This window comes from Mycobacterium sp. 1245852.3 (assembly GCF_001669335.1).
Taxonomy (GTDB): domain Bacteria; phylum Actinomycetota; class Actinomycetes; order Mycobacteriales; family Mycobacteriaceae; genus Mycobacterium; species Mycobacterium europaeum_A.
Genome location: NZ_LZLL01000202.1, coordinates 17,632 through 28,408 on the forward strand (window position 1 = coordinate 17,632; position 10,777 = coordinate 28,408).

Annotated in this window: 12 protein-coding genes; 10 read left to right on the forward strand and 2 right to left on the reverse strand. The window is 70.4% G+C overall.

The genetic code is table 11. The features are described from left to right. From hypF to A9W96_RS09290, 10 genes are all read left to right on the forward strand, one after another. On the forward strand, nucleotides 1-2,370 hold the full coding sequence (hypF, locus tag A9W96_RS09245) for a carbamoyltransferase HypF (RefSeq protein WP_067139181.1): 2,370 nt from the start codon (nucleotides 1-3) through the stop codon (nucleotides 2,368-2,370). Further along, nucleotides 2,367-3,086: a HypC/HybG/HupF family hydrogenase formation chaperone gene (locus A9W96_RS09250; protein ID WP_067139184.1), complete on the forward strand. Its 720-nt coding sequence runs from the start codon at nucleotides 2,367-2,369 to the stop codon at nucleotides 3,084-3,086. Before hypF ends, A9W96_RS09250 begins: the two co-directional genes overlap by 4 nt. Continuing rightward, complete coding sequence (locus A9W96_RS09255) at nucleotides 3,083-3,757, forward strand: SIS domain-containing protein (RefSeq protein WP_067139187.1); 675 nt, start codon at nucleotides 3,083-3,085, stop codon at nucleotides 3,755-3,757. The genes A9W96_RS09250 and A9W96_RS09255 overlap by 4 nt, the downstream gene beginning before the upstream one ends. Beyond that, a complete protein-coding gene (gene hypE / locus A9W96_RS09260) occupies nucleotides 3,757-4,869 on the forward strand; it encodes a hydrogenase expression/formation protein HypE (protein WP_082972112.1) in 1,113 nt (370 codons plus the stop codon). Before A9W96_RS09255 ends, hypE begins: the two co-directional genes overlap by 1 nt. 11 nt (nucleotides 4,870-4,880) lie before the next feature. After that, nucleotides 4,881-5,153 carry a HypC/HybG/HupF family hydrogenase formation chaperone gene (locus tag A9W96_RS09265; protein WP_066870309.1) on the forward strand — a complete coding sequence of 91 codons (273 nt, stop codon included), beginning with the start codon at nucleotides 4,881-4,883 and terminating at the stop codon, nucleotides 5,151-5,153. A gap of 12 nt (nucleotides 5,154-5,165) precedes the next feature. Next, nucleotides 5,166-6,296, forward strand: a complete 1,131-nt coding sequence (gene hypD, locus A9W96_RS09270) for a hydrogenase formation protein HypD (protein ID WP_066870306.1) — start codon at nucleotides 5,166-5,168, stop codon at nucleotides 6,294-6,296. After that, complete coding sequence (locus tag A9W96_RS09275) at nucleotides 6,293-7,027, forward strand: DUF6390 family protein (RefSeq protein WP_255362948.1); 735 nt, start codon at nucleotides 6,293-6,295, stop codon at nucleotides 7,025-7,027. The genes hypD and A9W96_RS09275 overlap by 4 nt, the downstream gene beginning before the upstream one ends. A 21-nt stretch (nucleotides 7,028-7,048) precedes the next feature. Then, on the forward strand, nucleotides 7,049-8,182 hold the full coding sequence (locus A9W96_RS09280; protein ID WP_067139193.1) for an alkaline phosphatase family protein: 1,134 nt from the start codon (nucleotides 7,049-7,051) through the stop codon (nucleotides 8,180-8,182). An 85-nt stretch (nucleotides 8,183-8,267) separates the two neighbouring features. Next, entirely contained in the window at nucleotides 8,268-8,723 is a 456-nt protein-coding gene (locus A9W96_RS09285; protein ID WP_067139196.1) for a hypothetical protein, read from the forward strand. A gap of 122 nt (nucleotides 8,724-8,845) precedes the next feature. Beyond that, nucleotides 8,846-9,805 carry a PPE family protein gene (locus A9W96_RS09290; protein ID WP_067139199.1) on the forward strand — a complete coding sequence of 320 codons (960 nt, stop codon included), beginning with the start codon at nucleotides 8,846-8,848 and terminating at the stop codon, nucleotides 9,803-9,805. Here A9W96_RS09290 and A9W96_RS09295 read toward each other — a convergent pair. Both A9W96_RS09295 and A9W96_RS09300 read right to left on the reverse strand, forming a co-directional pair. After that, nucleotides 9,802-10,581, reverse strand: coding sequence for a 3-oxoacyl-ACP reductase (locus tag A9W96_RS09295; protein ID WP_067139202.1), 780 nt, complete (start codon nucleotides 10,579-10,581; stop codon nucleotides 9,802-9,804). The genes A9W96_RS09290 and A9W96_RS09295 overlap by 4 nt on opposite strands. Nucleotides 10,582-10,584: 3 nt before the next feature. Beyond that, nucleotides 10,585-10,777, reverse strand: a 193-nt coding sequence (locus A9W96_RS09300) for an aldehyde dehydrogenase family protein (protein ID WP_156765172.1), incomplete at its 5' end; no start/stop codon positions are given.

The following is a 10,777-nucleotide window of genomic DNA, read 5'->3' on the forward strand; positions in this document are numbered from 1 at the left end:
ATGACCGAAATTGCCGAAGCCACGATGCTGTTGCGGCCCGAAGAGACCCGGGTGCGGCGACGCGTCATGGTGACCGGCGTGGTTCAAGGGGTCGGCTTCCGCCCGTTCGTGCACCGGATCGCGACCGAACTGGGTCTGGCCGGGTTTGTCGGCAACGACTCGGGTGCGGTGTTTCTCGAGGTGCAGGGCCGGCCGGAGCGGGTGGCGGAGTTCGCACGCCGGCTGCGGGCGCAGGCGCCGCCCCTGGCGCGGATCACCGGCGTCCACGTCGCCGACGTCGCGGTCGACCCCGCCTGCCCGCCCGAATTCCGCATCGCGCCAAGCCGATTGGCTCGCGGGGCGACCACGCCGATCCCACCCGACATCGCCGTGTGCGACGACTGCCTCGCCGAACTGTTCGACCCGCGCGACCGGCGGTACCGGCACCCGTTCGTGACCTGTACCAACTGCGGGCCGCGGTTCACCATCATCGAGCGACTGCCGTACGACCGGCCGGCCACCACCATGTCGGCGTTCGCCATGTGTGCGCGCTGCGCCGCCGAATACCACGATCCGGCGGATCGCCGCTTCCACGCGCAACCGATCGCCTGCCCCGACTGCGGGCCGACGCTGTGGTTCACCTCGCCGGCCGGCCGGGTGACCGGCTCCGATGCGGCACTGAGCGCCACCCAGGCCGCGCTGGCCTCCGGCGCGGTGGTGGCCGTCAAGGGCATCGGCGGCTACCACCTGGCCTGCGCCGTCGACGACGCAACCGCGGTCGCCGCGCTGCGGGCACGGAAAGCGCGCGGCGCCAAGCCCTTTGCCATGCTCGTCCGCGATCTCGATGTGGCGCGCCGCTATGCCTACTTCGACGACGCCGAGGCCGCGGTGCTGGCCAGCCCGGCCCGCCCGATCGTCCTGCTGCGTCGGCGCCCTCGCGCCGCGGTGGCCGAGGGCGTCGCGCCCGGCAGCCCGCTGCTGGGCCTGATGCTGCCCTACTCCCCCATGCATCACCTGCTGCTGGCGGCGGTGCCGGACGGTCCCGGACCGGGGCCCGACGCGCTGGTGCTGACCAGCGCCAACCGCTCCGACGAGCCCATCTGCTTCACCGAGGAGGATGCGGCGCAACGCCTTCCCGGTCTGTGCGACGCGGTCCTCGACCACGACCGGCCCATCCATGTGCCGTGTGACGACTCGGTGGTGCGCGTCGTCCACGACGAGCAGGGCGCCCACGAGCTGCCCGTCCGCCGGTCCCGGGGCTATGCGCCGCTGCCGGTCGACCTACACATCGAGGGTCCCACCGTGCTGGCCGTGGGCGGCGAACTGAAGAACACCTGCTGCCTCACCGACGGCGGCCGGGCGTACCTGTCCGGCCACATCGGCGACATGGCCACCTGGGAGACGCTGCGCGCGTTCGAGCGCGCGGTGTCCCAGCTCAGCGAAATCCGCGGCCGGCCCGTGCGGTTGGCCGCCGACCTACACCCCGGCTATCACACCCGCAGCTGGGCCGAGCGCCACGCGGACGAGCGCCCGCTGGACCTGGTGCAGCACCACCACGCCCACGTCGTCTCGCTGCTGGCCGAACACGGTCGCCTCGGCGAACCCATCATCGGGGTCTCCTTCGACGGCACCGGTTACGGGTGTGACGAAACGATCTGGGGCGGTGAGATTTTGGCCCTCGGAACGCGAAGCCACCGTTTCGTGCGGGCCGGACACCTGCTGGCGGTGCCGCTGCCCGGCGGTGACGCCGCCGTGCGCAACCCGTGGCGGATGGCGCTGTCCCAGTTGTGGATGGCCGACATCGACTGGACCCCCGACCTGGCGCCGGTGGCCGCAGCGAGCGCCGACGAACTAGGGCTCATCCGTTCGCAATTGGAGACCGGGACGGGCTGCGTGCCGTGTTCGAGCATGGGCCGCCTGTTCGACGCGGTCGCCTCCCTGCTCGGAGTGCGACACCGCATCGACTACGAGGGACAGGCCGCGATCGAACTCGAGGCGCTGGCCCAGTCGGTCGGCGTGGAGTCCGCGCGGCCGTCGCTGCCGCTGGCGGTGCGCCCCGACGGGGTGATCGATCCCGCCCCGATGGTGCAGACCATGGTCGCGGCGCTGTACGCCGGAACGCCAGCGGCGACGCTGGCGGCGGCGTTTCACCGGGCGGTCGCCGAGGCCGTCACCGAGGTGGTCACCCGGGTGGCGGGCCCCACCCGGCTGGTGGGCCTCACCGGCGGGGTTTTCCAGAACGTGCTGTTGTTACGGGCCTGTCGTACGAGGCTGCAGCACAACGGGTTTGAAGTTCTCACCCATCATGTCGTGCCGCCGAACGACGGCGGGCTGGCGCTGGGCCAGGCCGCGGTCTCGGTGCTGATCGCGCAGGAGGAGTCGACGCGATGATCACCACCGCCATCGATCGCGGCCTGAGTGCCGAACTGGCCGAAGACCTCGCCGCCACCGCCCTGACACTGGCCAAACGATTCGCCGCCGGCGCGACCATGTGGTCCATCGCGCCGTCGTGGGAACCGCACGCGCTGCACATCGCGGTGGAATTCGTGCATCCGGTGATCATGGGCAAACGGGCCCTGCCGGCGGTCGCGCTGACCGGGCCCGATCTGGTGGATCTGGTCCGGGTCTCGGTGCGGCCCGGCGACATCGTGGTCGCGGTCTCGGGTGCGGACGACGCGCAGGTGCGCTCGGTGATGCGCCGCGCACCGGCCTGGGGCGCCACCACGATCTGGATCGGCAGCGGCGAGCGGCCAGCGGCCGCGATGGCCGATCATGTGCTCTGGCTGGACGATCCCGACCCGCGTGTCCCGGCCACCGGCGGCTTCGTGCTGTTCTACCACCTGCTGTGGGAGCTGACCCATGTGTGCTTCGAACACTCCGGGCTGCTCAAACCCAACCCCGACGACGACGTCTGTGTCACATGCAGCGACGAGGGCCGGCTCGGCGAAGTGGTCAGCGCTTCGGTCGGCGGACAAGCCCGGGTGCGCACCGCCCGGGGGGTCGAGGACGTGGTCACCACGCTCGTCGACCCAGTCGCTCCGGGTGAGTTGGTGCTGGTGCATGCCGGCATGGCGATCAGTCGCGTGGATGAGGAGGACGTTTCATGAGCCCGGCCGACGAACCCACCAATTTCCTGTACCCGTTCATCGACGCCGAAGAAGACGACCCGTCGGCGCTGCTCGCCGACCTGGCCGCCTCCGCCCACGCCAAAGCGTCGGAAAGCCTGGCGTTGCGGCGGTCCACGCTCGAAGCCAACGCCGAGCTGCTGGCGGCGGCCGCCGCCGAGCTCGCCCGCCGATTCGCCGCCGGCGCAAGGATGTTCACCTTCGGCAACGGCGGCAGCTGCACCGACTGCACCACGCTGGCGAGGTTGTTCGCCCGGCCACCGCTGGGCAAGCCGCTGCCGGCGTGGTCGTTGACCGCCGACCAGGCGATCCTGACCGCGTTGGGCAACGACGTCGGGTTCGAGCTGGTGTTCGCCCGGCAACTGATCGCCCGCGCCAAGGACGGCGACATCGCGCTCGCGATGTCGACCAGCGGCGGTTCGCCCAACCTGCTGGCCGCCCTGGCCGAGGCGCACAAGCGCGGCCTGTACACCATCGGCTTCGCCGGCTACGACGGCGGCGCCTTCGTGGACAACCCGAACGTGGACGCCTGCTTCGTCGTTCGTTCGCAGAGCGTGCACCGAATTCAGGAGGCGCAGGCGTTGGTCGGCTACCAGTTGTGGCTGGCCGTCCACGAAAACCTCGGCAGCGATCAGGGTTTGGGGGCGGCGTGATGAACAACCCGGCAAGTGACTACCTGTCGTCGGGACCGCGGTTCGGCGAAGGTGACGTGATCGAGCGGATCGAGTCGTTCCGCCGGCGCCGCCCCCGGCTGCTCGACGATCACGTGACGCTGGCGCACGGCGCCGGCGGCAAGGCATCGGCGGCGCTGGTGGACGCCGTGTTCGTCGAGGCGTTCCGCAACCCGCTGCTCGAGTCGCTGGGCGACGGCGCCGTCCTGGCTTTACCCGGCGGCGAGCGGCTGGCGATGTCCACGGATTCGTTTGTGGTGCAGCCCCGCCGGTTTCCCGGGGGCTCCCTGGGTGCCCTCGCCATCCACGGCACCTGTAACGACCTGGCGGTGGCCGGCGCCGTGCCGTCCTGGATCTCGGCGGCGTTCGTGCTCGAAGAGGGTTTTGGAATCGCCGAATTGAAGGAGATCGTCGCCGACATGGCCGCGGCGGCCGCGGCCGCCGGCGTGCAGGTCGTCACCGGCGACACCAAAGTGGTGCCCCGAGGCGCGGCCGACGGACTGTTCATCACCACCGCCGGAACCGGTGTCATCCCCGCGGGCCGCACGCTGTCGGCGCAGTCGGTGCGCGCCGGCGACAAGGTGCTGTTGTCGGGGTCCATGGGCGACCACGGCATGGCGGTGATGCTGGCCCGGGGTGATCTGGCCATCGAGGCCGACATCGCCTCCGACACCGCGTCGGTGAGCCCGTTGGTGGAGCTGTTGATGGCGGCCGCCCCGTCCACCCGATGGATGCGTGATGCGACGCGCGGCGGCGTCGGCACGGTGTGCAACGAGCTGGCCCAGGCCTGCGGCCTCGGGGTGTTGCTCGACGAGGAGCGACTCCCGGTGGCGCCCATGGTCAATGGTGCCTGCGAGTTGCTCGGCATCGATCCGCTCTACGTCGCCAACGAGGGCAAGTTCGTCGCCGTCGTCGCACCGCAGGAGGCCGCGGCCGGTCTGGACGCGTTGCGCTCGCATCCGTTGGGTGCCGATGCGGCCGAGGTCGGGGAAATCGTCACCCAACCCGCCGAAAGCGTGGTCCTGCGTACGGGATTCGGCGGCACCCGGATCGTCGACATGCTCGTCGGGGATCCGTTGCCGCGGATCTGCTAGGAGGTAATCAGATGTGTCTTGGAATTCCGGGCCGGATCGTCGAGATCACCGACCCCGCCAATTGTTTGGCGAAGGTGGACGTCAGTGGTGTGCAGCGGACCATCAGCGTCCGGCTGCTGGAAGACGACTTGCCCGCACCCGACGACTGGGTGCTGGTGCATGTGGGATTCGCGATGGCCAAGATCGACGAGACCGAGGCGTTGCTGACGCTGGCGGCCATCAAGAAACTCGGCGACGCCTACACGACCGAAATGCAGGCCTTCGATTCGTCGGCCATCGTGTAACGAGGAGCGGCAATGAAATTCGTTGACGAGTTCCGCGACCCGGCCGCGGCGCGCAAGCTGCTGGTGGCCATCGAGCACCTGGCCGGGACCGACGGTGCGGAGTTCAAGTTCATGGAGGTGTGCGGCGGTCACACGCACACCATCTACCGGCACGGCATCGAACACCTGCTGCCCGACAACGTCGAACTGGTGCACGGCCCGGGCTGCCCCGTCTGCGTGATCCCGATGGGACGCATCGACGACGCGATGTGGCTGGCCGGCCAGCCCGATGTGATCTTCACCTGCTTCGGCGACATGATGCGGGTGCCCGGCTCGCACGGCAGCCTGCTGGACGCCAAGGCCCGCGGGGCCGACGTCCGGTTCGTCTACTCCCCGCTGGACGCGTGCAAGATCGCGGTCGACAACCCCGACAAACAAGTGGTGTTCTTCGCCATCGGTTTCGAGACCACCGCGCCCTCAACCGCGGTGACTCTGGTGCGGGCCCGCGAGCTGGGCCTGCCCAACTTCAGCGTGTTCTGCAACCACGTCACGATCGTGCCGCCGATCAGGGCCATCCTCGAGTCGCCGGACCTGCGGCTGTCCGGCTTCATCGGACCCGGGCACGTGTCCACCGTGGTCGGCAACCGGCCCTACCGGTTCGTGCCCGAGGTGTACCGGAAGCCGTTGGTGGTGGCCGGTTTCGAACCCCTGGACATCCTCGCCTCGGTAGCGATGCTGCTGCGCCAGATCCGCGAGGGCCGCTGCGAGGTGGAGAACCAGTACAAGCGCGTGGTGCCCGAGCGTGGCAACCCCGCGGCCCTGGCGTTGCTGGGCAGGGTGTTCGCGCTGCGGCCCCACTTCGAATGGCGCGGGCTGGGCTTCATCTCGCAAAGCGCGCTGCGGCTGCACGACGACTTCGCCGAATTCGACGCCGAGCTGCGGTTCGCGATGCCCGGCGTGCGGGTCGCCGACCCGAAGGCCTGCCAATGCGGTGAGGTGCTCAAGGGTGTGCTCAAGCCTTGGGAATGCAAGGTTTTCGGCACCGCCTGCACACCCGAGACCCCGATCGGAACGTGCATGGTCTCGCCCGAAGGGGCGTGCGCGGCCTACTACAACTTCGGCCGCATGCACCGCGACGCGGTCAAGCTGGTGGGGCGCACTTGACCGATTCCCGCGGTGCCGAGATGTTCGCGCGCTACGCCTACGCGCCCAACGCGCTGGGCTACTGCGGTCCGCCGTTGGGAGCCACCCTGCGGGGCGGGTCGGTCGCCGACGTACGCAGGGCGGCGACGCAGTTCTCCGGGGCCTGGCCGTATCTGCGAGTGCTGTCGGAGCTGACCGGCATCGCCGACCCGTTGGATTACCGCCTGGTCGAATCCTATTGGCTCGGCGGTGGCGTCGCCGCCGACCTCGACTCGCAGCGATTCTTCGACGCGCTGCTCGAGATCATCGGCCCGCAGGCGGGCCACTACTGGTCGCACCTCACCGCGGATCTGGCGGGCGAGGCGGCCGGCAACCACTGCTTCCACGTGTTCGGGGTATATCCGTGGACGCGCTTCCTGGGCCGCGGTACCGACGCACAACCGCTGAGCGTGCTGGACAACTGCCGAATCACTTCCGGCACAGTGCTTTCCCGCGACGCGGACCGCGTTGAGGTGTTGTGCCGCAGCCTGACCTGGGACGGTCAGGCGCTGGCGCTGTCGACACCGGCGGCGCGCGTGCTCGACGTGTGGGTTGACGGCTACAGCGCGGTGCCCGACGTGGCCGCCGGCGATGTGGTGGCGATGCACTGGGGCCGGTTGTGCGGCCGCCTGTCGCCGGTGCAGCTGTGCGCGCTGACCGACAGCACGAACCGGCAGCTGCTGGTGACCGGCCATCGACTGGCGCACGTCTGACTTCGCCACCAGACTGGCCCCGTGCCCGGTTCTCTGCGCGACGTGCTGCCCGCCGCGGCCACCCTGCTCGGGGTCCCGGGCGGCTCGCACCCACCGGACGAACTGACGGTGGCGGAGTCGGTGGACGCGGACCGGATCGACCGGGTGCTCGTCGTGCTGGTGGATGGATTGGGCTGGGACCTGCTCCCCCAGCTGGCCGGCAGCGCCCCACTGCTGGCCTCCGTGCTGGCCGGTGGCACCGGCCGACTGACCCGGCTGGACTGCACGTTCCCGTCGACCACGCCGACCAGCCTGGTGTCGCTTGGCACCGGCGCGCAGCCGGGCGAGCACGGGATCCTGGGCTTCACGCTCCGGGTGCCGGGCACCGATCGGGTGCTCAACCACGTCCGCTGGCGTGACGACCCGCCGCCCGCCACGTGGCAGCCGGTGCCGACGTGGTTCGAGCGGCTCCAGGCGGCGGGCGTGAGCGCCCGAGCGGTGTTGCCCGCGGTGTTCGTCGGCAGCGGGCTGACCGACGCCGCCTACCGCGGCGCCGAGCTGCACCCGGCGGATCCGGCCAACGACTACGCGCGGCTGGTGGCCGACGTGCTGAGCGCGGGGCCCGGGCTGGTCTACGGCTACACCGCCGAGCTCGACACCGCCGCCCACGTCTTCGGGATCGGTTCGCAGCAGTGGCATGACGCGGCGACCAACGTCGATGCGCTGCTGACCCGCCTGCTCGAGGCGCTGCCGCCGACCGCGGCGATGCTGGTCACCGCCGACCACGGCGGCATCAACGTCCCACAGCGGGCGCGGATCGACCTCGACTCCGACCCCAGGCTGAGCGAGGGAATCGAGGTGGTGGCCGGCGAACCGCGGGTGCGGTATCTGCACACCGTGCCGGGGGCGGCCGGCGACGTGCGGGCGGCGTGGGGCGAGCTGCTGGACGGCAGCGCCACCGTGTACGGCCGCGAGCAGGCGGTGGCCACCGGCATGTTCGGGACGGTCGCCCCGCACCACCTGGAACGTCTCGGCGACGTGGTCGTCGTCTGCTCCGGTGAGGCTGCGGTACTGGCCAGCGCGCACGAGCCCCCGGAAACGTCTCGCCTGGTCGGCTTTCACGGCGGAGCCACCGCGGCGGAGATGGCCATCCCGCTCATCGTTTTCGGGCCGTAACTGCGCAAACACACACCGGACTCGGATCGAGTTCACAGCTCGTTTAGACCGTTCGCCGATTTTTGCGCGCTACATTCGGTGCACTGTGGTTTCCCGGGGCGTTGGCGAGACTCGGCGATGGCAGGCGGCCATCGCGGTTGCCGCAGCGCTGGCGGCCTTCACCGCCCTGATCGCGGGTTCGGCGCTGCGACCCGCCTTCTCCGCGGCGGCACCGCCGGAGCCTGCCGCGTGGTCCGCAGGACTCGGCGCGGCCGCGGGACTGACGCACGGTCGTCTGCCCGCCCTCGGCCAGCCCGCCGTGGCGGCGTCGCGCGTCGGCGCGCCGGCGAACAAGACCAACCGCAAGCCGTTCCACAGCGCGTGGACGACGAAGGAGCGGCCCCTGACCTGGAACCGCGTGTCGGCACAATCGGTGCTGGCGCCGGTGCCGTTGTCGTTCACCCCGATAGGGTTTGCGCCCGCCGGCGCCCGATCCCGCGCGCCGGCGGTCACTTTGTCCGACCGAGATATCTTGACCCAGATCTGCGTCGCCCGTAGCTGATCGTGGCGCCCGGGCCGAGCGTGCCTCGCCCACCGGCTTGTAACCCCGGCGTCTATCTCGTGAAGGAACACCCTCATGTTTTCGGGCACAACTCACACCGCCACTCTCGGGCGGAGGCTGTAATGGATTTCGCGACGCTACCTCCGGAGATCAACTCCGGGCTGATGTACTCGGGGCCCGGCACGGGCTCGATGATGCGGGCCGCGGCGGCATGGGACGCGCTGGCGGCGCGGCTCTTTACCGCGGCGGCCGACTATCGGGCGGTGACCGCGAAGCTGGCTGCGGCCGACGCGGGCTTGGCCCCGGCGGCGCTCACCGCAGCCGCACGCTACGTCGACTGGCTCGAGACGGTCGCGGCCCGCGGTGAGCACGCGGCCACCCAGCTTGCGGCGGCGGCGGGCGCGCATCAGACGGCCTTCACGGCGACCGTGTCACCGCAGGCGATCGCCGGCAACCGCGCCCGACGACTCGCGCTGGCCTCGACGAATTGTCTGGGCCACCACAGCACCGTGATCGCGGACGCCGACGCCGAGTACGACGCGATGTGGGCGCAGAACACCGGCGCGATGTACGCCTACGCGCGGGCCGCGGCCGCTGCCACGGCGATGGCTCTCTTTCCCGAACCACCCGGCAATCCTGCTGTGGCCGAACGTAGTTGGGTCCTACAATCGGCACCGGACGTCATATCGGCCGGCGGCAAGGTGATGTCGGTGATACCCGACGCTTTAGCAAGGCTGTCATCGTCACCACTGCAGACGATCGATGCGTCCCTGTCCCCGGTCACCGCGCCGCTGTCGAAGCTGAACTCGGTGACCGCACCGTCGGATTTCGCGATCGCCCACCTGAATTCGGTGAACAAGACGGCGGCCCTGCAATCGCTCTTCCCGAAGCCGGCCGCCACCAATGGCGTCGAGGCGGCCTTGCGCCGAGCGGCGCCGGTCGGTGCGCTGTCGGTGCCGCCCGCCTGGGCGGCCGCGGCGCCCCTGCTGCAGCGCTCGATCGGGGATCGGACCGGCGAACCCATCCGCCTGGTCGCGATCAGCGAGCCGCCCGGTCCGCATGCGGCCAATGAGCTGGGTTAAAGCGGGGTGACGTAGGCCGCGCTGATGCCGCCGTCGACCATGAACGTCGAGGCGGTGATGAACGACGCGTCGTCGCTGGCCAAAAACGCTACCGCCGAGGCGATTTCGTTGGGATCGGCGAACCGGCCGACCGGGACGTGCACCAGCCGGCGCGCGGCGCGTTCCGGGTCCTTGGCGAAAAGCTCTTGCAGCAGAGGGGTGTTGACCGGCCCCGGGCACAAGGCGTTGACGCGGATGCCTTGCCGGGCGAACTGCACACCCAGCTCGCGCGACATGGCCAGCACCCCGCCCTTGGATGCGGTGTAGGAGATCTGCGACGTCGCCGACCCCAGGACCGCGACGAACGACGCGGTGTTGATGATCGATCCCTGGCGGGCGGGCACCATGTGGCGCAGCGCCGCCCGGCAGCACAGGTACACCGATTTCAGGTTGACGTCCTGAACGCGTTGCCACGCCGGCAGTTCGGTGTTCTCGATCAGGTCGTCGTCGGGCGGGGAGATGCCGGCGTTGTTGAACGCGATGTCGATGCGCCCGTGCGCGCGCGCCGCGGTATCGAACAGCGCGTCGACCGCGCCCTCGTCGGACACGTCGGTGGCCACGAACAAGCCGGACAGTTCCTCGGCCGCCGCGCCACCGGCGTCGGCGTCGATGTCGCCCACCACGATGGTGGCGCCCTCGGCGCGCATCCGCCGCGCCGCGGCCAGCCCGATGCCGCCGCCGGCGCCGGTGACGACGGCCACCCGGCCCGCCAGTCGTTGGGTGAGATCGACCGCCACCGCCTAGCCCTCCTTGATCGCGATGAACACGTTCTTGGTCTCGGTGAAGTGCAGCGGCGCGTCCGGGCCCAGCTCACGGCCCAGTCCAGACTGCTTGAACCCGCCGAACGGGGTGCTGTAGCGCACCGACGAGTGCGAATTCACCGACAGGTTCCCGGCTTCCACCGCCCGCGAGACGCGCAGCGCGCGGGACAGG

Bases quoted from the DNA above. Each gene is read 5' to 3' on its own strand.
- hypD (WP_066870306.1), top strand. From the start codon at position 5,166: ATGAAATTCGTTGACGAGTTCCGCGACCCGGCCGCGGCGCGCAAGCTG.
- A9W96_RS09250 (WP_067139184.1), top strand. From the start codon at position 2,367: ATGATCACCACCGCCATCGATCGCGGCCTGAGTGCCGAACTGGCCGAA.
- A9W96_RS09290 (WP_067139199.1), top strand. From the start codon at position 8,846: ATGGATTTCGCGACGCTACCTCCGGAGATCAACTCCGGGCTGATGTAC.
- A9W96_RS09265 (WP_066870309.1), top strand. From the start codon at position 4,881: ATGTGTCTTGGAATTCCGGGCCGGATCGTCGAGATCACCGACCCCGCC.
- hypE (WP_082972112.1), top strand. From the start codon at position 3,757: ATGAACAACCCGGCAAGTGACTACCTGTCGTCGGGACCGCGGTTCGGC.
- hypF (WP_067139181.1), top strand. From the start codon at position 1: ATGACCGAAATTGCCGAAGCCACGATGCTGTTGCGGCCCGAAGAGACC.
- A9W96_RS09255 (WP_067139187.1), top strand. From the start codon at position 3,083: ATGAGCCCGGCCGACGAACCCACCAATTTCCTGTACCCGTTCATCGAC.